This window comes from candidate division WOR-3 bacterium (assembly GCA_039801905.1).
GTDB lineage: Bacteria > Hydrothermota > Tepidihabitantia > Tepidihabitantales > JBDRVQ01 > JBDRVQ01.
Genome location: JBDRVQ010000002.1, coordinates 40,174 through 63,923 on the forward strand (window position 1 = coordinate 40,174; position 23,750 = coordinate 63,923).

Below are 23,750 nucleotides of genomic sequence, written 5' to 3' on the forward strand. Positions count from 1 at the left end.
GGGATGAAAAGATATTTCTTTTTCTTATTCCTTTTCCTTTTTTGCTGTGCCCCCCTGCAAGTAGTTACTCCTCCAACCTTTGTCATCCGGCCCTTGGAAAGGGAGTTGCCAGTGAGTATCGCCAAATTTTTGGGCGAATTCCAAATTACCTTCTATTGGATCGTGAAGGAAGAGGATTATTCCGGAAGAAGAAACACGCCCCTTTATCTGACAAACGGAAAACTTTTGGGCTATTTCCCTCGGGAGTTTGTGCGCGACTTCAAAATTGAATCCTGTGGCAAACTGAAAGATGGAAGATTAATCAGTTGGCTAAAAAAACAACAGCGGGTAAAGATTGTTGATAAGTTATTAGGACACGGCCATTTTCTCGTTCCTCTAAAATCTTTAGCCTCCGACCCTCAAATCCTCCCGCTCGGCTTGCAAGTATTTATCCCTGCTGTCTGCCGGATGAAAATTGGGGAGGAGTTCCATTCGGGTATTTTTTATACCCACGACATTGGGTCAAAAATTATTGGTAAAAAGATAGACATCTTTCTCGGTGAGAAAGAGAATATTAAATATTTTTCCGCCGCCAACATCAAAAGTGGGCAAAAGGTTGAACTTTACCTCTTGGAGTAAGAGGAAAATTTATCATTATTTACAATAGGTAGCCAAAAGATCATTGGGCACTTTCATCTCCTGAAATAATTGGCGCTCTTTTTTTTTGTCCGCAACCAGAAGAATCTCTTCTAACTCTTTCTGCCACCATTTTCGGCTTAAATCATCTAAGGTAAGAAATTTAACATTCGGTTGCGCTTTCAAAATAGAGATCAGAGTTTGAAAATCCTTCACCGAATAATCGGTAAAATATCTTGCCTCCGGAACAATCCGATGGAAGAGAAGGATGGCAAAGCGATGTCTCTTTACGTATCGCAAAATCTCCTCAATCTCGGTTCCTTTCCGGACCTCCCGTGCCGGAAGGCGGTAGGGAGAAAAGAAATTTACTTCCCCCCAACCAACCGAACGGCCTAAGAGGTATCCGCTATAAAGAAGAGAGCGCAAGACGTCCTGGTCATACCGACCATAAGGGTAAATAAATATTTTTATCTCTTTTTGAAAAATTGATTCCAACTCCTTTTTAGAGTAAAAGACCTCTTCCCAAAGTGCCGCGGAGTCCAATTTTGTCAAATGGCGATGAGTGCGGGAATGACTGGCAATCTCGCAACCCGAAGCGAGCATCTCTTTAATCTCCGGGATGGTTAAATAGGAGTAAGGAGAAAAATTGCGCCGGGACCAAGAAAGGGTTTTGGTGATGAGCCCGATAGTGAAGGGAATTTTTTCTTGTTTCAAAATCGGGTAGGCGTATTTATAAACCGCATAATAACCGTCATCAAAATTTATCACCACATAATTGGTATCGGCAAAGAGAAAAAGAGAGAAGAGAAGAAAAGATGAAAATAAAAAGCGGAAAGAGGTCAAAAATCAAACCTCCCCTTTTTTAATTCCCAAAGGTAAGAACTAGGAATCCGAACTTTGCCAATTAATATCTCCCCTTTTCTACCACCGTGACAATCAGACCCACCCGTAACCAAAAGGTTCTCCTGCCTTGCTATTGCCAGAAGGGATTCTGTCTTAACGGAAGAGTGTTCGGGGTGCCAGACTTCAATCCCCATGACTCCGGATCTTATCGCCTCCGGAAGAATTTTCTCCCCGGGATAGGTTCCCGGATGTGCCAGAATCGGTATCCCTTTGTATTTCTTGATTAAAGCAACCCCTTCGTGCAAACTAACTTCCATCTTGGGCACATAAGCCGGGCAGTGGTAGCCAATAAATTTCATAAAGGCTTCATTAAGATCACTCACGTAGCCATCCTCCATTAGAACCTGTGCGATATGGGGTCTCCCAACGCTGCCCCCTCCGGCTACCGCCAAAACCCTTTCCATCTCTATCTTTATTCCTTGACTGGACAATTTCCCAATTATCTTCTTTGCTCTTTCCAACCGCTGCCTTTGTGCCCTCTCTAAAAAATCAAGGAGTTCCGAATTACGATAATCAATGAAATATCCGAGGATATGGATGTCAATATTATCAAAAAGACAACTTAACTCAAGGCAGGGCACTACTTCTATCCCCAAAACTTCTCCCGCCTTCTTTGCTGGTTCAATCCCGCCGACCGCATCGTGGTCGGCAATGGCGATGGCAGAAAGATTTAATTCCTTTGCCTTCTTCACCACCTCCTCGGGGGTTAAAAGACCATCGGAATAGGTGGTGTGGATGTGTAAATCACAACCCATTCTATCCCAAGAGCCGCTGCAAAACAATCTCTTCTGTCTTCTTTTGGAGAGCCTCCGCTTGGGAGAGAAGTCTCTTTGCCCCCCGCTCTTTCTCTTCCCGATATTCTTTATCCTTTATACCTAAGAGGTTAATGAGAACATTAAGGTAGGCCCCTTTCGCCGCGGAGAGGAGAAAATTGGCGCCGCAGCCGGCATCGGTGATAGAATTTTTATTACATTTTTCCGCATTTACCTTTGCCAACTCCAAACCGTTCACCGCCTTCTCCAAGACCTCATAGGGAACGACCACCGCTCCCTTTAAAGCCTCTTCTATTGCCCGCTCCCTCTCCTCTTTCTTTTCTTTAGGGATTTTATAAGCATCCATCACCCGATTGAATGCTTCACTATCAAGATCAATGAGGTGATAGAATCGGGAAGAGAGGACTTCCAATTGCGAACGGAGATCCTTCATATCCTCTTCCACATTTTCGTAGCCTTTTTTCCCAATTGTTAAACTGGCGGTCATTACCAAAAGGGATGTGCCGATACAACCCACCAACGCCGAAGCGGCACCACCTCCTGGGGTTGGCGTTGCCGAAGCGAGTTCTGCTAAAAAGGAAGCAAGGCTCTTCGTTTGGGGTAAGCGATTTTCTAAAATCTGGTCAAACTTAAAACTGTCAAGTTGTAAATAATAAACCGCCGAATCCAATAAGGCAGCAATCGGACAGAGCCCAACAATCTCCGACTCTTTAATCGTTACCCCATACCTTTCCGCCTCCCTCTTTACCGTTTCAAATACCCGATAGAGAGGCGTTGCCTGGTAATTGGTCATATTGATGGAAACCTGGACGCAATTCTTCTCCTTAATCTCAAAACCGAGTGCTTTAACATAACGGAAGCCACCATCCTTAAAGCGAATCGCCTTAGCAATCTTTTTAGCAATTGTTAGGTCCGTAGTATTTAAGTTGATATTATAGGCAATCAAAGGGAAGCGTGCCCCAACGACTGTTGCTCCGGCGGTGGGATGAACTTCTGGTTTTCCAAAATCCGGTACCCGGGCCGGGTCTTTTTTTATCTCCTCCCGCAGGGTTTCAAACTCACCCTTTCGGATATTTGCCAAATCAACCCTCTCCGGACGGGTAGCCGCCTGTTCGTAAAGATAGACCGGGATTTTTAACTCATCGGCAATCCTCTTACCCAATCTTCTTGCTAATTCCACACATTCTTCCATTGTCACCCCGGAGATTGGTACAAAGGGAATAACATCAGTTGCCCCAATCCGCGGATGTTCACCCTGATGCTTATTTAAGTCAATCAATTCCGAGGCGGTTTTGGTTAAACGGAATGCCGCTTCTAAACAAGCCTCCGGCTCGCCGATAAAAGTAATCACTGCTCGGTTATGGTCAGAATTCATCTCCGTATCCAAAAGAAAAATATCCGGAACCGAAAGGACCGCGGAAACAATCTCATCAATAACTTCTTTTCTCCTTCCTTCACTAACATTCGGCACACATTCCACAATTTTTCGCATGGGTAAATATACCAAACTCTAATCCCCTGTCAACTTTTCTCTCGGGGAGAAAGCACTTCGCTTTGCTCCGAGATTTCACTCCCGATTAGACTTTTAATTAGTCTTCCAATTAAACCTCTCATTAGGCTCCTCATTACATCCCGGCTTAGACTTCCCTTTATTTCCCCGATTACCCTTTGCTTTACTCCCAAGGTTAAACTTGGGATTAGGCAAAAGATTAGGCTATTTATTAGACTAATTATTATTCTATCAATTATTCTTCTAATTAGTCCTCAAATTAAACCCCCGATACCATCCCCTGTATGCTACACCCCTTTTTATAAAAATAAAACCCTCCTGTTTTTTCCTCCTTTTTCTTTTTGGTTCATTGCCCTACCCGATAACCCTCCTATTATAGTGCTAACTTATTCATATTCATAGCCCTCTATAATAAATACGGAAATACCCCCCAATTTCTGACACCAAATCTTCCCCTTTTCTCTAACCCTTTGATTTTTAAGAACTTATTTTTGGGATTTCTAAATAATAATGCTCATGTTTAGTAGGTTGCCTTGTAATCAATTTTGATATTAACCTCGGTCACCTTCCCTTTTTCCACCCGAACCGGAAAGATAAAACCATCCCCGTCAAAAAGATTGGCATAGAAAAGTCCCCTTTCCCGAACAAAGAGGGAGTATTCTCCAGGAGGAAGGGCTAAGAAGAAGTAGCCATTCTGATCGGTAATTACCGAATCAATAAGCGGAGAGTTGATTTTGGTATAAAAGGTACTCTTCCCTTCCTCTTTAAGGCAATTTAAAAGATTGACCTTCTTAAACACAAGAACGGTCTTTGGTTCGTAATAGATTCTCCCTTGAGAAGGAGGCATAAAATCTCCCTCCCAAATCTCTACCCTCCCTTTTATCCCTTCCTTAATTTCTCTTTTCACCCCTTTTCCCGCACAGCCTCCGAGGAGTAGGAGAAAAATAAGAAATAGTAATCGCATCAATAAGGATAAAGTAAAAAAAACCTTCCGTCAAGAGAAGGGGAATTTCTCTTCTCCTTGACAATCCTTTATCTTTAATTATGATTAGAGAATGGAAAGATTAGCCCGTTTGACGGAAATTCTGAAAAGGGAAGGGATTTCCTCTTTTCTTTTTACCGATTTGTTGAATATCCGGTATTTAACCGGTTTTACCGGCTCTTCGGCTTATCTTTTATTGGCCGATGGCAAAAGTATCTTCTATACCGACTTTCGGTATCAGGAGCAGGTGAAAAGAGAGGTGAGGGCGGATAAAATTGAAATCGTTAAGAAAAACTTCTTCTCTTTTCCACCAAAAGAATTGAAGAAATTAAAAAAATTAGCCTTTGAGGAGCATTCTTTAACCTATAAATCATATTCCCTTTTAAGGGAGAAACTGCCAAAGGTTAAGTTAATTCCCTTTCGGGATGTGGTGGCGGACTTACGGATAAAAAAGGATGAGAAGGAGATTGATTTAATAAAAAAGGCAGCGGCAATAACCGATTCGGTCTTTTCCGCCATTCTCAATTTTATAAGACCCGAAATGACAGAAAGGGAAGTGGCGCGGAAAATTGATTATTTAATTAAGGAAAAGGGAGAAGTTGCTTTTCCCACAATCGTTGCCAGTGGGGAAAATTCCGCTCTCCCCCACGCCCAACCCACCGAGAAGAAGATAAGAGAAGGGGAACCGATCATCCTTGATATCGGAGCAGCCTTTCAAGGTTATGCCTCGGATCTGACCCGGACCATCTTTCTGGGAAAAGTGCCCGAAAAGATGAGAGAGATTTACCAAATTGTCAAGAGGGCTCAGGAAAATGCCCTCTCCCAAATGAAAGCAGGCAGGAAGACCAAGATGATTGATAGTTTAGCCCGAGATTATATAAAAGATAGGGGTTATGGTAACTACTTTGGCCATAGTTTAGGTCATGGTGTCGGTTTAGCAGTCCACGAAAAGCCCACTCTCTCTTACCTCTCTAATGAAAAATTGCTCGCTGGTTTTGTCGTGACCGTAGAACCCGGGATCTATCTCCCCGGTTTGGGTGGGGTGAGAATTGAAGATTTGGTTTTAATAAAAGATGAAGGGATTGAGATTTTATCAAAAAGTGAAAAGGAGTTACTGGTGCTATGATTACCCCAAATGACTTTCGCTTTGGTACAATCATTAAATTGGAAGGGGAGATTTACGAAGTGATTGGCTTCCAGCATATCAAAATCGCCCAGAGGCGGGCTTTCGTCAAAACGAAATTAAAGAATCTGTTGACTGGTCGGGTGATAGAAAAGAACTTAGATTCTGAGGAACCGATTGTAGAACTGGAAGTGGAAAGAAGGAAAGGGCAGTTCCTCTACCGAGAGGAAGATGCCTATTATTTTATGGACTTAGAAACTTATGAAACCCTTCCCCTAAGTAAAGAAAATTTGGGGGATAAGGTCTATTACCTGAAGGAGAACTTAGAGGTAAATCTTCTTTTCATTGAGGGAAAATTTATGGAGATTGAATTACCTTTCTTTGTGGAATTGCGAGTGGTGGAGACCGAACCTGATTTCAAAGGCGATACCGCCTCCGGTGGAGGCAAGCCAGCAAAATTGGAGACCGGCTTGGTAATTGATGTTCCTTATTTTGTTGTGCCGGGTGACATCGTGAAAATTGACACCCGTTCCAATACCTATATTGAAAGAGTGCGTTGATGTTTAAGAAAATTCTCATCGCCAACCGGGGAGAGATTGCGGTACGGATCATCCGAACCTGTCGGGAATTGGGGATTAAAACCTGCCTCGTCTATTCTGAGGCGGATAAAGAAAGTCTACCGGTAAAATTGGCGGATGAGGCGATCTGCATTGGGAAATCACACCCGAAGGAGAGTTATCTTTTACTCTCCCGTATCCTCTCCGCGGTGGAAATCTCTGGGAGCGATGCCCTCCATCCCGGTTATGGTTTTTTAGCGGAAAATGCGGATTTGGTGGAAGCCTGTCAGGAAATGAAGATTACCTTTATTGGTCCCCCTCCCCAATTCCTCCGCCTTTTTGCGGACAAACTCGCAGCGAAAAAGAAAATGGCGGAAATTGGCATCCCGGTTATTCCGGGAAGTGATGTCTTAAAGGATGAAGAGGAGGCAAAGGCAAAAGCAAAGGAGATTGGCTACCCCGTGATTCTGAAAGCCTGCGCTGGTGGCGGAGGCAAAGGGATGAAGATTGTCCGTGAGGAAAAGGAGATGGCTTCCTCCTTTCAAAGAGCAACCGCCGAGGCGAATAGTGCCTTTGAGGACCCCAGAATTTATTTAGAAAAATTATTCACCCAATTCCGCCATATTGAAGTCCAAATCCTCGCCGATAATTACGGTAACTGCCTCTTCTTCCCAGAGAGGAACTGCACAATCCAAAAAAATTTCCAAAAGGTGATTGAGGAAACACCTTCTCCGGGAATAAAAAACGAAGATAGGGATTTACTCCAAAGATTAGTTAAATCCCTTGTCGTCAAGACCGGTTACCAAAATGTTGGGACAATGGAATTTCTGGAAGTGGACGGTAATTTTTATTTTATGGAAATCAATACCCGAATCCAGGTTGAGCATCCGATAAGTGAAGAGGCCTCCGGGGTTGATATCATAAAGAACCAAATTCTAATCTCTGCGGGCGAAAGGTTTGAGGAAAAAACCTATGAGCCTCTATTTTGGTCAATGGAAGCCCGGGTTACGGGGAAAAATCAAGGGAAGATAAATCTTCTCCTTTTGCCGGGTGGTCCTTTTGTCCGTATTGATACCCACATTTATCAAGGTTATAATTTTTCTACCATCTACGACCAACTCCTTTTGAAACTGATCGTCCGGGGTAAAGACCGAGAAGAGACGAGGAGGAGAATGGTGCGTGCCCTATCGGAATTAAAAGTTGAAGGAATTGAAACTAATCAGGAAGAGTTAGTTAAAATTTTAGAAAGCGAGAGATTCCGCCAGGGTGATTACAAGATTGACTACTATGATTCTCAATCTTTATTCTAGTCCCCAGGAGATTGAAGATAAAGAAATTTTCCGCGACAAATCGGTTCTCTTTTTGGACGCTTTCCAATCCTCCCCCCTCTTTCTTTCTGCCCTTCTCTGCGCCGCCAAGGCGATTATCCCTACTCTTGATGTGGAAATGGCGATAAAGGTCTTCAAATCTTCTTATTCCAATAAAGACGGTCTCCTCATCGGAGAAAGAGATTATGAGAAGATTGAAGGTTTCCATTACGGCACAAACTTCCTCGCGGTGGCAAAGGAGATTTGGGAAGGAAAGTCAATTATCTATTATGAACCTTATTCCTGTTCCTCCCTTCTCCTCACCGAAGCGGCAAAAAGGGTCTATATCGGATCATTTCTCAACCGGACTAAAGTCTGCGAAAAGTTAAAAGATTGGGAAGAGGTCCAGATTATTACGGTTGGGCTAAAGGGAAGAAGACCCGCCTTAGAGAATATTCTCTTAGCAGGAAGCATCATTGAAAAACTCTCTTATAAAGGTTTAGAGATGAATGACTCTGCCCAAATCGCCTTTGCCGCTTTTCGGAATCTCCGCCGGAGATTAAAATCAACCCTCTTCTCTACGGAGAGGGCAGTTGCTTTGATCGCGCGGGACCGAAAGGAGGAGATAGAAAAAAGTATCCAGGTAGACGCTATTCCGCTCTTACCCGTATTTTCCGAAAACCGGATTGTCCTTTCTGAAGAGTAAGAAGAAAATTCTAAGGTGATCGAAAAATGGTTGAAGATTGGGATTTTAATCTCATCCTTAGTTTTGCCTCTAACCCTTGCCTTTTTCATCTACGACACTTATCAAACAACCGCTTCCTGCCTTGATGCCTTATCCCATCTCTACATCGCCAAGAATGTAATTGACAATGGAGAAAATTCCGGAATTAAAAACTTAGGAACAGTTTGGTTACCCCTTTACCATATTTCCCTTATTCCCTTTATTTTCTCAAATCAACTCTATTTTACCGGATTTGCCGGGACCATCTTGGGCAGTATCCTTTTATTTTTTACCGTCTTCCTGATTTTAAGTTTTCTCCCTTTCCCCGAAAATATCTTTGCTTCCCTTCTCTTTATCCTCCACCCTTATCTTCTTATCGCCACCGTCACCCCTATGACCGAAATCCTTGCTATTTTTCTCCTTCTTTTTACTACCTATCACCTCCACCAATTTCTAAAAGATGGGAGAGGGATGGGAAGATTAGGGATTGGTGTAGTCCTCGGTACCCTAACCCGTTACGAATTTTATCCCATTCCGTTTCTCATCCTTCCCTTTCTCATCCTTAGGAAAAAGGGAAATTGGCGAAAAATAATACCGACTGTCCTCTTTCTCTTTTCCGGAATCTTTTTTTGGCTTATTTGGAATCAACTACTCTTCGCCGACCCTCTCTTCTTTTTTCGTCATCCTGTAACAAAAGATACTGCGGGAAAACTTATCTATGCCCAATCTTTAAGAAAAGTGGTGTATTTTAATTTAAGTATCCTAAAAGAATTATTCGGTATTCTACCCTTCTTTTCCCTCTTGGGCATCGCCTTTTTAAGCATTAAAAGAAAGTTTCACCTCCTCCTTCCTCTTTTGCTCCTCATTACTCCATTCTTTACCCATCTCTTTCTTGCCTACCAAAATATCAGCCTCGGTTATGCCCGTTTCTTCCTTCTCTCCTTCGCGGGCATACTTTTATCCAGTTTTCTTTTCTGCCGAGAAATTACTAATCTCGCCCTCCTTAAAAAATTTAAGGTAATTCGCTTCCTGCCCTTAATCATCTTTATCCTTTACTTACCAACCTTAAAAGAAAATTATTCCGTGTTAAAGGTTGGGAAAAATCATTACCAACATAAAATAAACCTTCCCGATTTGGATGTAAATTATCAAAAGGTGAATTATTACTTAAAAACCTTTCGTAACCTCTTTTCCAATATGGATTTAACATCCGCTCATCTTTTAATCCCCTTTAATCAAGAATTTCAGACTATTTCCTTTGCTCTCCGTTTAACTCCCGAGCAGTTATTTGACCCCTATGACGGAGAATTTATCTTAAAGGTTATGGAAAAACCTTGGGAATTTTGCGACAACCTCCTTCTAACCGATACCCTTACCCCCTTCTGCCCAATTTTCCAAAAATACTACCAAGGTAAATACTTTCTCTTCTTATTCTGGCAAGATGAGGAATACCAAAAAACCATTCTTAATCACTTTTCTTTGGTCAAAAAAGAAAATGGTTTAAGACTCTACCAAAAAGTCCGTTGACTTTTTAGAAATTGGTCATAAGATGAACCTTATGGGTAAGCGGAAAGAAATTTGGCGGCTCCGCTACCTTCTAATTTTAGCCTTTTCCCTCCGTTTCTTATTTTTTATCTTCAATCAGAACTACACCTACACCTACTACGTCGGGGAGGAGATTCCCGAAGAGGCGGAATATTTTAAACAAATGATTCCTCCTTTTGATTCTCAAGAATTTTTAGTCTTGGCGAAAAACCTCGCCAACCAACACCGATTCACCTGGGCGGAACTTCCCAATACCTTTCGCACTCCTCTCTATCCCACTTTTATCGCCCTCTTCGGTCGTTTTGCCTTTCATCCCCTTTTTGCCAATTTTCTAAAACCTTCTGGCGATACAGAAGCCACCCGCATCCCTCTTTTTCTCTTTTTCCAAATCCTTATCGGAACGATTTCCGTCCTTTTCCTCTTTTTCATCGGTAAAGACCTGTTTGGCGAAGAAGGGGGACTAATCTCTGCTTTTCTCTTAGCGATTGATATCCCAAACATCTTATTCAACAGTCTGGTAATGAGTGAGACCTTACTCCTCTTCTTTCTCATTCTCGGCACATTTCTTCTCTTCCGAAATCAATTTTTCTTTTCCGGAATCGCCTTTTCTCTTGCCGCTCTGACCAAGCCCATTGCCTTATATATCTTTCTTCCGGTATTTTTCTTCCTTTTATTCTCAAAAAAGGTTAAATCGGCAATTAAGTTTCTCATCGCTTTTTCTCTTCTCACCTTCATCTGGATGGCGAGAAATTATCGTTACTACAAAACATTCGCTTTCACCTCCATTGACGGCTACAATCTCCTTTATCATAACCTTCCCGCCCTGGAGATGAAGTTGATGGGTGTTAACTTCTACGATGCCAAGGAAGAGGTTTGGCGAAGGGTTAAAGAAGAGATGAAAGATACTAATCCATTTGTCCTTTCCCAAATCGCCGGTCGCTACGCTAAAAAGAGGATCCTCCTCCATCTTCCCCGCTACACGCTCATCCACCTCAAAGGGATGTTTTTGCCCTTATTAGGCATCAAGTCGGATGATTTGGTCTTAAGGCTCATTCGGCATAAAGAAAAAAATGGCAAAGTCCGACAATCCCTTTCCGATACCACATTACCTCCCTTCTTAAAAGGCTTAATCTTCATTTTGGGGAGCTGGGAGATAGCAATTATTTTAATCGGACTTTTCTTATTTCTTCTCTCCCTCTTTCGCTTAGAAACCCGTTACTCTATTCTTCTTCTCTTTTTACTAATGCTTTATTTCCTCTTTATCTCTTCCCCCCTGCCGGATGGTCGGTTCCGTCTCCCCTCTCTTCCTTTCCTCTATTTAGGTGTCGCATCATTCTTCCGGAAGAGAGAGTTTAATCCTATTTAATTTCTTTTGATGTTCCAAGAAGGTTTTAGAAAAGATATGCCGACCGTCACCCGCGGCGAAAAAAAAGAGATAATCAGTCTTTGCCGGACGAAGAACCGCCATTAAAGATTTCTTCCCCGGATTACAAATTGGTGTTGGTGGTAAACCGTAATGGAGATAGGTGTTATAGGGAGAATCAATTGTCAAGTCAATGCTATTTAACCTTTCTTTATGTAAAGAGAGGGCATATTCAACAGTGGGACAGGATTCTAACTTCATCCTTTTCTTTAACCGATTTAAAAAGACCCCAGCAATTATCGGCCTTTCGCTATCCAGAACCGCCTCCTTTTCCACAAGGGAAGCAAGGATGATTACCAGAGAATCACTAAAAGGAGAGGGAATGGACTCCCGGAGGCTTTTATACACCTTAAAAAAATGCCCCACCATCTTCTCCATTATTGAGTAGGGAGAAGAAGGGATATTAAATTCGTAGGTATTGGGGAAAAGAAAACCTTCGGCTTGGGGAAAAGGGATACCCAAAACTCTGAGAAAAGCCGAATCCGTTGCCGCTAAAAGGAAAGAATCTTTCTTCACCACCCCTTCTTTCTCTAAGACCTCACCAATCTTTTCTTTTGTCCAACCTTCAGGGATAGTAATCGTTACCCTTTCCTTTCCCCCCTTTTTTAAGATTCGGTAGGCAAAAAATTCTGAAATCCCTTTTGGCAGAAGATATTTCCCACCCTTCATTTTCCTTTCTCCACCGAAGAGTTTTGTGGCGAAGAGAAAAAGAAATTTATTCTCAATTATCCCCTTCTCTTTTAAAATCTCGCCAATTTTTTTGGTTGGTGTCTCGTAGGGGATAATTAAAGGAGTCCATTCTGCGGGAGAGGGAATCCCGGTGAAAAAGATGTAATGGAGACTCAGAAAGAGAAAAGTGAGAAAAAGGAGAATGAGGAACGGTTTTTTTAGTTCCCTCACCGGGTCAAATCAATACCGACTTCCCCTTTTTCTTCCTTAATTCGAGCTTGGGCGGCCGCTAAACGAGCAATCGGCACTAATGGGGTATCGCAACTGACATAAGTAAACCCGATTTGGTGGCAAAATTCAATACTCCTTGGGTCGCCCCCGTGCTGACCGCAGATGCCAATCTTAAAATCTTTCCTCACCTCCCTCGCCTCCTTTACCGCCATTTCTATCAATCTTCCCAAGCCATTTTTATCCAAGGTGATGAATGGGTCAGAAGAAAGAATCTTCTTTTCTAAATAGTAAGGAAGAAACCGGGGATAGTCATCGCGGGAAAACCCAAATACCATCTGGGTCAAATCGTTTGTCCCGAAGGAGAAGAAATCAGCATACTGGGCGATTGTCTTAATGGTGAGACAAGCCCTTGGTGTTTCAACCATTGTCCCAACTTTATATTCCACCCGAACTTTAGTTTTCTTAAATACCTCCTCGGCCACCTTTTCAATAATTGCCCTCTGATTTTTCAACTCTTCTTCGGTGATGGTTAGCGGTATCATAATTTCTGGCAAAACCGAAATTCCTTTCTTTTTTAATCGACAAGCGGCTAAAAATATCGCTCGGGCTTGCATCTCGGTTATCTCCGGATAGGCAATTCCCAACCGACAACCCCGAAAGCCCATCATCGGATTCTCTTCTTTTAGTTCCGCTATTTTTTTGAAAATAACATCTGGCTTAATACCAATCTTCTTTGCCAATTTTTTAACCTCATTTAAGGAAGTGGGCAGAAATTCGTGGAGGGGTGGGTCAAGAGTTCTAATTGTTACCGGTAAACCGGCCATCGCCTTAAAAAGACCTTCAAAATCTTTCCTTTGGTAAGGAAGGAGTTTGGCAAGAAATTTCTTTCGTTCCCGAGTATCCTCACTTAAAATCATCATCTGGAAGTATCTAATCCGGTCCGGATGGAAAAACATATGTTCGGTTCGGGCTAAACCAATCCCTTCCGCACCCAAATCTCTTGCCCGGGCTGCCTCTTTTGGCTTATCCGCATTCGCCCAGACACCCAATTTTCGGAACTTGTCGCAAAGGGATAAAAAATCTTTCAACTCTTGGGTCATCTCCGGCTCTACCAAAGGAACTTCCGCAAAAACAATTTCTCCCGTAGAACCATTTATTGAAATCACCTCCCCTTCCCTCCGCTTGCAGACTTTTTTTGGTTCCTTAGGATTTTGGACATAAATCATTCTCCTCTTCTCATCAATTCTAATCCCATTCGCCCCAACGATACAGGGCTTTCCCATCCCCCGGGCAACAACCGCGGCGTGCGAAGTCTTACCACCAGTAGTCGTTAAAAACCCATTTGCCTTCTCCATTCCTGCAATCTCATCCGCCTTGGTAAACTCCCGAACCAAAATAACCTTAACCCCTTCCTTTGCCTTTTTTATTGCCCCTTCCGAAGAAAGGACAATCTCGCCAACCGCACAACCCGGGGAAGCAGGAATCCCAGTAGTTACGGGTTGGTATTTAAATTTTGGGTCAAAGACCGGATTAAGAAGCGAAATGATATCTTCCTCGGTCATCCGCATAATCGCTTCTTCTTCGGCTAAAAGGCCATCCTTTAACATATCCACCACTACCTTCAATTTTGCCTGAGGACTTCTCTTTGCGGAACGGGTCTGGAGAAAATACAAAACCTCATTCTCAATCGTAAACTCAATATCCTGCATATCCCGAAATTCCCGCTCAATTTTTCCTACTTCCCTTTTTAATTCCTCATAGACATTGGGCAAATAATCTCTCAGTTTATCAATTGGCTCTGGGGTTCTAATCCCGGCAACCAAATCTTCCCCTTGCGCCCGCAAGAGAAACTCCCCATAAATCTTTTTCTCCCCAGTCGCTGGGTCCCGGCTGAAAACAACACCGGTTCCAGAACGGTCGTTTAAGTTACCAAAGACCATCGCCTGGATATTGACGGCAGTTCCCAGATTATCAGGAATCTTATAGATTCGCCTGTATTCTATGGCTCGGGGATTATTCCAAGACTTAAAAACCGCGACAATTGCCGAGAAGAGATTAGTGAAAGGGTCTTGGGGTAATTTCCCGCGTAAAATCTTCTTATACTGAGCAATCGCCTCTTTTCCTTCCAAATTCAAACTTAAAAACTTCTCCCGCTTTATCCCTAAGACAACATCAGAAAATATCTCAAGGAAACGCTGATAGAGATGATAAGCAAATTCTTCTCCCGACCTTTGGGCTAAGACGGAGCAAATTTCATCGTTAATCCCCAAGTTAAGAATCGTATCCATCATTCCCGGCATAGAAAATTTTGAACCACTGCGCACCGAAAGGAGAAGTGGATTTTCCAAACTCCCAAATTTCTTATTCGTCTTCTTTTCTAAATACCCTATCCCCTCTTCTACCTCTTCTTCTAAGCCATCCGGAATTTTTCCCTTTTCCAAATAATAGACCGAAGCCTTGGGAGAGATAATAAAAAAGGGAGGAACGCGGAAACCAGCCTTTGCCAAAAGGTAAAGGCCAGCCCCTTTACCACCAAGGAGTTCTTTTATCTCTTCTCCTTTTAATTCTAAATTATCTTCTAAGAAATAGACCCATTTCCTCATATCTGCTCCTTCTTATCTTTTAATTCTAAAGATTATATTTAAAATTATTGTTAATAAGAGAGAAAGGATTAAAGAAGTCACCAAAGGAAAATAGAAGGTAAAATTTTTCTTCTTCCAAAGGATATCCCCGGGCAAACGAAAGAATCCAATTTTCGGAAGCAAAAATAGAGCCAAACCAAAAATGAGGAAAATTAAGCCGAAGAAGATTAAAAATTTCGCCACGGGCGTTAAAAAATCATTCCCCATCTTTTATCTTCTGAGCGAGAAAATCTTTTAGTATCTCTTCGGCTTCGGGAAAATCCTCTTCCGCCACTTGAATTTCCCCCCATTCCGGTCGCATCACCATCGCCAAACCATCATACCAAGGGATTTGGTAGGACTTAACAAAAACTTTAATTCCCTTACTTTCTAAAAGATGCTGTAAAAAGATGGCTTCATTTTCATCCTTTGGTTTGTATAAAACCTTCATCTATTCTGCTTTATTACCTCCTCGGCGATGAGAACCGCATTGGTCGCGGCTCCCCGTCTCAGATTATCCGCCACCACCCAAAGATGGAGCCCTTTTGGGTTATCCTCATCAACCCTGATCCGACCGATATGAACCAAATCCTTTCCCCGAACATCCGCGGGTGTGGGATAGCCATCCCGGTGGAGAAAGAGATATTCCTCTTTTTCTAAACAGGGATAAATATCTTCCATCTTCACCTCTTCTTGAAATTCACAATAAAGGGAGATTGAATGCCCAACCGTGATTGGCACCCGAACACAGGTGGCAGAAATTTTTAATTCGGGAAGTCCAAGAATCTTTCTCGTCTCCTCCCGAACCTTTCTCTCCTCCCGACTCATTCCCTTCTCATCAAAATTTCCAATCTGAGGGATGAGATTGTCCCCAATTACACAAGGGAAAGGCGAATCCTCTGCCTTTTCTATCTTCTGGCGCATCACTAAAAATTCGGTCTCATAAAAAAATTCCGCTAAGGCATCTCGTCCTGCCCCGGAGACTGACTGGTAAGAGGAAAGAATAACTCTTTCTAAATGGTAAATTTTAGTGAGGGGGAAAAGGGCTAAGACCAATTGGATAGTTGTGCAATTGGGATTGGCGATAAGATTCTTATGCTCTTTAATCCTTTCTGAATTAATCTCGGGAACAATTAAAGGCACATCCGGTGCCAAACGGAACGCTGGGGAGTTATCAATAACGATTGCCTTCTCCTTTAACTTGGGAACCAATTCCAACGCCTTATCTTCCTCGCCGCAAAAAAAGACAAGACCGTTTTCTGCCAAATCTAATGCCTTATCCATCCCCTGAATCTCATATCCTTTATTTTGAAAAAAAATCCTCTCCCCTTCCCTTTTTTCACTGGCAAAGAAAAAGAACTCAGGATTTTTCCCAAAGGAAGGAAAATTCCTCTCCTCCATCACCTGTAAAAGAGTTTGACCGACAAGTCCAGTTGCTCCCAAGACCAAAATTTTCTCTGCCATCAAAAGATTATAAGGGAAAATTAAAATTTTTCAACTTAGTGATAAGATTTAACCAGAACTCACCGCGAATAGTTGCCTTGACAAACGAATATTTTTTTTCATATAATTTTAATTATGGAAAATAGGGAGGTAGCAATGCTTAAATCTCTCTCTATATTTTTCTTATTTTTTCTTGCCTTCGGGGCAAAAGATATTAGTCTTCCGAGCGAACAACCAATAAATCTCCAAACGCCTGAGACCGACCAAATATCTATTCCCCTTCTCTTAAACTATCAAGGTAAAATTACCGATAATATAGGTAATCCCGTTCGGGACTCTTCCTATTCCGTAACCTTTCGCTTATTTAATGTCCCTTCGGGGGGAACTGCTTTCTGGAATGAAACCCAGACCATTCAGACCCGAGCCGGTCTCTTCCATACCCTTTTAGGTAGTGTCACGCCAATCCCTTCTTTACCCCTTGATGGCAACTTATATTTAGAGATGCAGGTCAATCCCAATCCGGCAATGACGCCAAGAGTTAGAATTGTGAGTTCCGCCTATTCTTATATCGCAAGAAAGTCGGATAGCACAAATTACTTAAATCAGATGGGTGCTTCTACGGGACAGGTCTTAAAATGGAACGGAACAACCTGGGCGCCGGGAAACGATGAAGTTGGTGGTGATAATGCTTGGGTGAGAGGAACACCGGATTCGGTCCTTTACACAATAAGGCGATTGGGTATTGCCCGTGGCGGTTCTAATAATATGCTTTACGGTTCTTATCGGTATACCCATACTAACTTAGGGGTTAGTTGCACTACCGGAACATCAGGGCAGAATTATTATTATTGCACGGTTGGCGGTGGGATAAGTAATAAGGCGAGCGGCAATTGGGCAACAGTTAGCGGTGGTGGTTATAATACAGCGAGTATGGCTCAATCAACGGTTGGGGGCGGTTATTTTAATACGGCAAGTGGTGATTATGCCGTGATTGGTGGTGGAGTGAGTAACCGAGCGAGTGGCTATTCTTCCAGCATTACAGGTGGTTATAATAATACCGCAACCGCCGACTACGCCACAGTGGCTGGTGGTTATTGCGACTCAGCAAAAGGTAAATATGCAGGTGCCCTTTCTGGCTATCACAATGTAGCAGGAAGTGCGCTTGGTGATAGTGGAGCGGTGGTCGCGGGTGGTTATAATAACAACGCGAGGAGCATCTATACATTTATTGGCGGCGGTAGAAATAACGCCACACTCAATAGTGGAGCGACAGTGAGCGGGGGCATAGGTAATGTCGCAAGCGGTAATCTCGCTACAATTGGTGGTGGCCAAGAAAATTTCGCCAGTAACTATTACACAACGGTAAGCGGCGGCTTCGGTGATACCGCCACCGGGTATTTAGCAACAATTGCTGGCGGAAGAGGGAATATTGCGAGTGGCAATTACTCAACGGTTAGCGGTGGTGTTTGGAATCGGGCATTTGGTAATTACGCGACGGTTTCCGGTGGTGACCGGAATATAGCAAACGGTAACTACGTCACAATTGGCGGTGGCGGCGGAAATAGAGCCAGCGTCAATTATTCGACAGTGGGCGGCGGGTATGAGAACTTTGCCGATAGTTCCTATGCGACAATTGGGGGTGGAAATCAAAATCTCGCGCCTCGGGTTTATGCCACAATTGGTGGCGGAAGTGAGAATTTTGCCAATGGTCCTTATGCGACGATTGGTGGCGGATGGAAAAATTGGGCAACTGGCGACCTTGCTACAATTGGCGGTGGCTACGGAAATATGGCGAGTATTGATTACGCAACAGTTGCTGGTGGATATTGTGATACTTCCGCCGGTCCATCAAGTTTCACAACCAATTCCCACTCCGTAGTCTATTTTATTTATGGCAACTCCGCTGCCTTTAATGGCCAGGCCGCAACCGCCTCCAATCAACTTCGCTGCGGCACACTTTCCAAAGCCGGTGGAAGTTTTACCATTGACCATCCCCTTGATCCATATAATAAAATCCTGAACCACTACTTCATTGAAGGACCGGAGATGCTCAATATCTATCGGGGCAGTGTTGTCCTTGATGCCTCAGGCAGAGCGGAGGTGAGACTGCCTGATTACTTCTCCGCCCTGAACCGAAATCCACACATCCAGTTGACCGGTGTTGGCTCTTCTGATGTCTATGTTGCCGAAGATATTAAAGGCAACGTCTTTGTCATTGGCGGTAAGCCGAGAACAAAAGTCTACTGGCTTGTAACCGGTGAACGGCAGGATATCTCAGCCGAGGCAATAAGAAGGTTAATGCCCGTTGAACAACCAAAGATTGGTGAACTTAAAGGAAGGATGCTTGATGACGACTTCCTTGTTGGCTGTATGGAGCAGTTGGAGCGAGAAGGAAAGGCAAGTGGCATTGATTTCCGAACCGCAGCAGGGAGAAACAGGTATCAAGATACGAAAAGGAGGATGAAAGGTGAATAAGTTAGCCCTTATTTTAAGCCTTTTCTTTCTTCTCACCTATGCCCAATACGAATGCGATTGGAACTTGGTAAGTTCTGGTGGAACAAGTATGAGCGTCGGAAATCTCTCTGCCCAGGTCTCAGTTTCCCAAACCGCAGTTGGTATTATCCAGAATGCTATCCAGGTGGCCCAGATTGGTTTCTGGGTGATTGATACCGCCCTTGTTGGAATTAAGGAAATCTCTTCTCAAAAACTTCCCTTAAAGACGGAACTCTTCCCGATAAGACCAAACCCATTCTCTAAAAATACCCTAATCTCTTATTCCCTATCAGAAGAAACGAATGTCTCAATTATTATTTACAATACCTGTGGAGAACTGATAAGAAATCTCTCCTTTCCCAGGGTGAAACCAGGAATATATTCCTTTACCTTCTCCGGAGAGAAACTGGGAAGGGGAGTCTACTTCTTAAACTTCTCAGCAGGAAGATATAAGGCAGTAAGGAAGATTATCCTTATGAGATAGGTTGACAAATTATAAGTATTAGTTTATAATTAGAGTAAACTAAAAAGCGGATAAGGATTGGTTTCCAAAAGAAGGGAGAGTTTATTTTTATAAAAAGGGGTGTAGCATACAGGGGATGGCATCCGGGGTCTAAATAGGGGTTTAATAAGAAGGATAATAGAAAGTCTAATTAAGGGGATAATAGAGACTCTAATAGAAGATATAATATAATGGTTAATAGAGGTGGTAATTGGGTGGTTAATTGGGAGTCTAACCTAAGGTCTAATGATAACCCTAATTGGAACAATAACCGAAGGTCTAATTGCGAGACTAATTGAGAAAATAACTGAGGGCTTAATAAAGTTAATCTCCGGATTGACTTTTTTTAATAGTTTGATAGAATAAAGGTTAAGAAAAAGAGGAGTTATTATGCCAGTACCAAAGAGAAGACATTCAAAGACACGTGGGCGAAAACGCCGAACCCACTGGAAATTAGACCCACCAAACTTAACCAGTTGCCCCCACTGCCATGAACCGAAACTTCCTCATCATATCTGCCCCCATTGTGGTTGGTATGCGGGAAGGGAGGTTATGGTCGCAAAGAAAAAAGAAGAGAAGTGAAATCTAATAAATCGTTATCCCGATGAATCAGGAAGGGGTTGATAAGAAAGTGAAGGTCGCCTTAGATGCGATGGGGAGTGACCTTGCCCCAGAACCAGAATTGGCTGGAACACTTCTCGCCTTAGAGGAAGATAAGGATTTAGAAGTAATTTTGGTGGGAAGAGAAGAGATCTTAAAAAGATTTCTCCAGAATTATCCAAAAATTAAAATCTATCCCGCGCAAGAAAGAATTATGATGGATGATTCCCCAACCGAGGTCCTCCGGAAAAAACCGGATTCCTCTTTAGCCAAAGCAGTTTATCTCTTAAAAACAAAAGCGGTGGATGCCATAGTTAGTGCCGGAAATACTGGTGCTTTAATCGCCTATTCTTTAACCGTCCTCGGTCGGATCCCAGGAGTTCTAAGACCAGCAGTTGCCATATTAATCCCTCAGGTGAGTGGTTATTCCTTATTGACCGATGTTGGTGCCCATCCTGATCCAAAACCAATTCATCTCTACCAATTCGCGAAAATGGCTTCCCTCGTCGCCGCTTATCTCTTCCATAAGCCCAATCCCCGGGTTGGTTTATTAAATGTCGGCCGGGAAGAGAATAAAGGAAGCGAGTTAATCCAAAATACCTACCAACTGTTAAAAGAATCGGAATTAAACTTCATTGGTAATATTGAAGGTTGTGATGTTTTTAAGGGACTGGCGGATGTCATCGTCTGCGACGGGTTTGTTGGCAATATCATCCTCAAATTTGGCGAAGGGCTTTTGGAGATTTTAACCAAGGGGATAAAAGATTATCTCTCTTCGGAGACAAAATACCGGATGCGCCGCTGGCTGGCAAAACCGGTCCTCCAAGAGTTTGTCTCCCGGCTTGATTATGAAGAACAAGGAGGCGGTTTATTATTGGGGGTTAACGGCGTGGTAGTCATCTCCCATGGTCGCTCCGGACCAAAGGCGATTAAAAACGCCCTCCATACCGCTTCCCTATTCTATCGCGAGAAGGTGATTGAAAATTTGAGAAACTCCTTCGCCCAAGAGAAATCTTTAACCACCGAAGAATGAGAAGACTAATCCTCTTTTCTACTCTTTTCTTCCTATTTTGTCAAAAATCACCCGTGGGCTTTGAGGAGATGGCAAGAGGAAACCTTTCCCACTTCCAAGAAACCCTTAACCCACGCGATTCCTTATCTTTTGGTATCTTTTATCCTTGTGGCAATGCCTCCTTTCTCTTTCTGGGGAAAAATGCTAAATATGAGAGTCGGGTTCTCTTCTCTTTTCCCATAAACGACTCCGCTCGGGAGAATATCACAAAAATTTCCCTTTGGCTTTATACCCAGGATACCACCCCCTACCAATTTCGGATTTATCCCTTAACTACCCAGTGGTCGGCGAATGCCACCTGGCGGATGGCGGCTCCGGATATTCAATGGATTCATCCGGGTGGTGATTTTCTCAACCTGCCAATCGCCGAAGGAAGAGTAGTAAAGGATTCATTTTCCTTAGAGGTCCCCTTAAACCTCTTAGATACCATCCTTTCCACCACTGGTTTCATCCTCATCCCGGAAGAGAACCGAGATTTCAATTTTGCCTCATTTAAGAAAACTGCAAAGTTAATTTTTACCTACGGTGATAAAAACCGAACCTTCCTCTCTTCTTTTGCCACTTACATTACTAATTTCTTAGACACCATTCCTGATTCCTTTATCATTGGCTCCGGCTATGTCTTTCGCACCTACCTCTCTTACCCCTTCTCCTTAGGAAAAGAGAATAAAATTGCCGAAGGAGAAATCTCCCTTCTCTTAGACCCCGCCTCTTCTTATTTTATCCGCGACACCTTAGAGATTGCTATTTTCCAACTGAAAGAGAACTTTTGGTCCAGAAGGGAGAAGACGGAGTATTACGAAATCCCAATTGCCCGAAAGACAGTTATCCTGCCCAATGATACCCTCATCCGGATTCCGATAAAAACCCTTTTGGAAAACTGGCAAAAGGAACCCGAGAAAAACTTTGGTCTCTATCTCAGCCTCTATCCCCAATACCAATTCCCCTCTTATCTGACAATAAAAAGGGATACCCTCTCTTTCCGAATTAACTTCACCTATATCCCACCGGTTAAGGACCGGTTCCCATGAAGAGAAAATTGCTATTCACTATTCTCCTTTTTGGGAATTGGCTCTTTGGCCAATCCTTCTTTTCTTCTCGGGGTTTGGGAGAGGAAATCCTCTCTTATGATGCCTACCAATCTTCTATTGGTAAAAGTTATATCTTCTCTTATGAAAATCCTTCCTTTCCCCTTAAATTTAATAGCACAGTTACCATCGGTAATATCACCCAGCAGGTCTTTTTTGCCCAAGAAAAAGAAGATAAAAGATTTCTTTATCACTTCCAAATTGATTATGTCAAAATCTCCATCCCAACCTTTTACCAGACCAATCTTGGTTTGGGGCTGAGAAGACGCTTCTCTCAAGATTTTGACATCTATTCTGAAACTGCTGGTGGTTACTATTGGCATATTATTGGTAAAGGAGGAATAAATTCAGTATCTCTCTCCTTAGGAAAGAGATACAAAGATTTTTTCTCTCTTGGCTTTTCCTATCAATATCTCTTTGGAGGTAGTGAAGAGGAATGGTCTTTTGAGACCAAAGAGATTTCTCTCACCCAAGAGACCATCTTTGGTCAATATCAAGGCTTCTCTTACCAATTCTCCCTTTTAGGTAGAATTGGTCCTCTCCAATTGGGTAGCGCACTGGAAATCTTTTCGCCAATTAAGTATCTTGGCTATCTATCCGTTCCCTCAGAAACTACCGAAAAAAAGATTAGCCTGCCCCTAATTTTTAATTTCGGCAGCGCTTACAATTTTAGCGAATACCGTTCCCTCCTCTTCGGTCTCAACTTTAAGAACTGGAAAAAGATAAAATTAGATGGTGAAGTAGACCCTAATTTTACCAGTGGTTTTCTCTTCTCTTTGGGATTTAGCGATTACTGGCAGGAGAAAATTCCTTTCCGCTTCGGATACAGCGAAAACTTCTGGTATCTTTTAACCAAAGCCGGAAAAAGGATTGGCGAAAGTTCCTTAAACTTTGGCACCTCAATCAAAATTCCCAAGTTTGGTTTCTTTGACCTCAATTTAGAAACCTTTTACCGCCGGGGTGATGCCTTAAAAGAATTTGGGATTAAAATCCTTTTCAGCCCCCGATACGACGAAACCTGGAAGAAACGAGAACGACGCTGGGGTTATTAACTAATATAGCCATTTATTATATTCCGGCAAATGCTTCATATCTTCATACAACCAGACCATTCGGTCGCAAAACCATAACTTGCTAAAAAAAGAAACAAAACCTCCAAAAATTGTTGGCCATAATATCAGTTGGTATAAACCCCAAATAAAAAATATCATCCCCAATAGGGAAATTAAAGAGAGGATATTCGGTAAAATCTGGTGCTGATTTGGCACCGGTATTCTCTTCCGATTCATCCAAACCCTTTCGCCCAAGACCGCCTTTCCTGCCCAGTTATTAGTACTTTTTGGTTTTGGAAAAATTCTCGGATTGAGCCACAACCAGAAAAGGACCAAAGTGATTGGAAGAACTGACCACCACCCGAGCCAGACCCGACTCCAAAATGCTATTCCTAAGAGTGGTATCCCAGAAAAACGAGAATAGACACTTAAAGGGTTAGTATGTCTAAACCAGACCTCCTCATCAAACTTAAAAACCTTGCTTATCCTATCCTCTATCGTCATCACATCCAATTTA

At 42.8% G+C, this 23,750-nt stretch carries 23 protein-coding genes; 13 read left to right on the forward strand and 10 right to left on the reverse strand.

Features of this window, described 5'->3' with window-relative positions; translation table 11 throughout:
• Positions 1-3: 3 nt before the first annotated feature.
• Complete coding sequence (locus ABIL00_00730) at positions 4-618, forward strand: 3D domain-containing protein (GenBank protein ID MEO0109290.1); 615 nt, start codon at positions 4-6, stop codon at positions 616-618.
• A 15-nt stretch (positions 619-633) separates the two neighbouring features.
• Here ABIL00_00730 and ABIL00_00735 read toward each other — a convergent pair whose 3' ends face one another.
• The 4 genes from ABIL00_00735 to ABIL00_00750 all read right to left on the reverse strand — a co-directional run bounded on the left by ABIL00_00735 (position 634) and on the right by ABIL00_00750 (position 4,765).
• Entirely contained in the window at positions 634-1,458 is an 825-nt protein-coding gene (locus ABIL00_00735) for a polysaccharide deacetylase family protein (protein MEO0109291.1), read from the reverse strand.
• Complete coding sequence (locus tag ABIL00_00740; GenBank protein ID MEO0109292.1) at positions 1,455-2,273, reverse strand: PHP domain-containing protein; 819 nt, start codon at positions 2,271-2,273, stop codon at positions 1,455-1,457. The genes ABIL00_00735 and ABIL00_00740 overlap by 4 nt, the downstream gene beginning before the upstream one ends.
• Position 2,274: 1 nt before the next feature.
• Positions 2,275-3,783, reverse strand: a complete 1,509-nt coding sequence (gene ftcD / locus ABIL00_00745; protein MEO0109293.1) for a glutamate formimidoyltransferase — start codon at positions 3,781-3,783, stop codon at positions 2,275-2,277.
• A gap of 538 nt (positions 3,784-4,321) precedes the next feature.
• The gene (locus ABIL00_00750) at positions 4,322-4,765 is read right to left on the reverse strand and encodes a carboxypeptidase-like regulatory domain-containing protein (protein MEO0109294.1); all 444 of its coding nucleotides are present in this window, start codon (positions 4,763-4,765) and stop codon (positions 4,322-4,324) included.
• Positions 4,766-4,856: 91 nt separating this feature from the next.
• Between ABIL00_00750 and ABIL00_00755 the strand changes: the two genes are divergently transcribed.
• The 6 genes from ABIL00_00755 to ABIL00_00780 are packed head-to-tail and all read left to right on the forward strand — an operon-like array spanning position 4,857 to position 11,405.
• Positions 4,857-5,909: a Xaa-Pro peptidase family protein gene (locus tag ABIL00_00755; protein ID MEO0109295.1), complete on the forward strand. Its 1,053-nt coding sequence runs from the start codon at positions 4,857-4,859 to the stop codon at positions 5,907-5,909.
• Positions 5,906-6,466: an elongation factor P gene (gene efp, locus ABIL00_00760; protein MEO0109296.1), complete on the forward strand. Its 561-nt coding sequence runs from the start codon at positions 5,906-5,908 to the stop codon at positions 6,464-6,466. Before ABIL00_00755 ends, efp begins: the two co-directional genes overlap by 4 nt.
• On the forward strand, positions 6,466-7,773 hold the full coding sequence (locus ABIL00_00765; protein MEO0109297.1) for a biotin carboxylase N-terminal domain-containing protein: 1,308 nt from the start codon (positions 6,466-6,468) through the stop codon (positions 7,771-7,773). The genes efp and ABIL00_00765 overlap by 1 nt, the downstream gene beginning before the upstream one ends.
• Positions 7,751-8,476 (forward strand): 2-phosphosulfolactate phosphatase, encoded by a 726-nt coding sequence (locus ABIL00_00770; protein MEO0109298.1) that lies wholly within the window; start codon positions 7,751-7,753, stop codon positions 8,474-8,476. Before ABIL00_00765 ends, ABIL00_00770 begins: the two co-directional genes overlap by 23 nt.
• A gap of 30 nt (positions 8,477-8,506) precedes the next feature.
• Positions 8,507-10,021 (forward strand): hypothetical protein, encoded by a 1,515-nt coding sequence (locus tag ABIL00_00775; protein ID MEO0109299.1) that lies wholly within the window; start codon positions 8,507-8,509, stop codon positions 10,019-10,021.
• 31 nt (positions 10,022-10,052) lie between these two features.
• Positions 10,053-11,405, forward strand: coding sequence for a glycosyltransferase family 39 protein (locus ABIL00_00780; GenBank protein ID MEO0109300.1), 1,353 nt, complete (start codon positions 10,053-10,055; stop codon positions 11,403-11,405).
• Here ABIL00_00780 and mltG read toward each other — a convergent pair.
• Genes mltG through ABIL00_00805 form a run of 5 tightly spaced genes read right to left on the reverse strand, consistent with a single transcriptional unit; the run spans position 11,370 to position 16,447 of the window.
• On the reverse strand, positions 11,370-12,362 hold the full coding sequence (gene mltG / locus ABIL00_00785) for an endolytic transglycosylase MltG (GenBank protein ID MEO0109301.1): 993 nt from the start codon (positions 12,360-12,362) through the stop codon (positions 11,370-11,372). The two genes, ABIL00_00780 and mltG, sit on opposite strands and share 36 nt — an antisense overlap.
• Complete coding sequence (gene ppdK, locus ABIL00_00790) at positions 12,359-14,965, reverse strand: pyruvate, phosphate dikinase (GenBank protein ID MEO0109302.1); 2,607 nt, start codon at positions 14,963-14,965, stop codon at positions 12,359-12,361. Before ppdK ends, mltG begins: the two co-directional genes overlap by 4 nt.
• A gap of 12 nt (positions 14,966-14,977) precedes the next feature.
• Complete coding sequence (locus ABIL00_00795; GenBank protein MEO0109303.1) at positions 14,978-15,211, reverse strand: DUF2905 domain-containing protein; 234 nt, start codon at positions 15,209-15,211, stop codon at positions 14,978-14,980.
• A complete protein-coding gene (locus ABIL00_00800; GenBank protein ID MEO0109304.1) occupies positions 15,201-15,434 on the reverse strand; it encodes a DUF2007 domain-containing protein in 234 nt (77 codons plus the stop codon). The genes ABIL00_00795 and ABIL00_00800 overlap by 11 nt, the downstream gene beginning before the upstream one ends.
• On the reverse strand, positions 15,431-16,447 hold the full coding sequence (locus tag ABIL00_00805; protein ID MEO0109305.1) for an aspartate-semialdehyde dehydrogenase: 1,017 nt from the start codon (positions 16,445-16,447) through the stop codon (positions 15,431-15,433). The genes ABIL00_00800 and ABIL00_00805 overlap by 4 nt, the downstream gene beginning before the upstream one ends.
• A gap of 135 nt (positions 16,448-16,582) precedes the next feature.
• Between ABIL00_00805 and ABIL00_00810 the strand changes: the two genes are divergently transcribed.
• The 6 genes from ABIL00_00810 (at position 16,583) to ABIL00_00835 (ending at position 23,233) form a co-directional block, all read left to right on the forward strand.
• On the forward strand, positions 16,583-18,901 hold the full coding sequence (locus tag ABIL00_00810; GenBank protein MEO0109306.1) for a hypothetical protein: 2,319 nt from the start codon (positions 16,583-16,585) through the stop codon (positions 18,899-18,901).
• Complete coding sequence (locus tag ABIL00_00815) at positions 18,894-19,403, forward strand: T9SS type A sorting domain-containing protein (protein MEO0109307.1); 510 nt, start codon at positions 18,894-18,896, stop codon at positions 19,401-19,403. Before ABIL00_00810 ends, ABIL00_00815 begins: the two co-directional genes overlap by 8 nt.
• A 408-nt stretch (positions 19,404-19,811) precedes the next feature.
• Complete coding sequence (gene rpmF, locus ABIL00_00820; protein MEO0109308.1) at positions 19,812-20,003, forward strand: 50S ribosomal protein L32; 192 nt, start codon at positions 19,812-19,814, stop codon at positions 20,001-20,003.
• A gap of 22 nt (positions 20,004-20,025) precedes the next feature.
• On the forward strand, positions 20,026-21,054 hold the full coding sequence (plsX, locus tag ABIL00_00825; protein MEO0109309.1) for a phosphate acyltransferase PlsX: 1,029 nt from the start codon (positions 20,026-20,028) through the stop codon (positions 21,052-21,054).
• Positions 21,051-22,124 carry a hypothetical protein gene (locus ABIL00_00830; GenBank protein ID MEO0109310.1) on the forward strand — a complete coding sequence of 358 codons (1,074 nt, stop codon included), beginning with the start codon at positions 21,051-21,053 and terminating at the stop codon, positions 22,122-22,124. Before plsX ends, ABIL00_00830 begins: the two co-directional genes overlap by 4 nt.
• Positions 22,121-23,233, forward strand: a complete 1,113-nt coding sequence (locus ABIL00_00835; GenBank protein MEO0109311.1) for a hypothetical protein — start codon at positions 22,121-22,123, stop codon at positions 23,231-23,233. Before ABIL00_00830 ends, ABIL00_00835 begins: the two co-directional genes overlap by 4 nt.
• Here ABIL00_00835 and ABIL00_00840 read toward each other — a convergent pair whose 3' ends face one another.
• Positions 23,234-23,737, reverse strand: coding sequence for a DUF6653 family protein (locus tag ABIL00_00840; protein ID MEO0109312.1), 504 nt, complete (start codon positions 23,735-23,737; stop codon positions 23,234-23,236).
• Between the last annotated feature and the right edge of the window lie 13 nt (positions 23,738-23,750).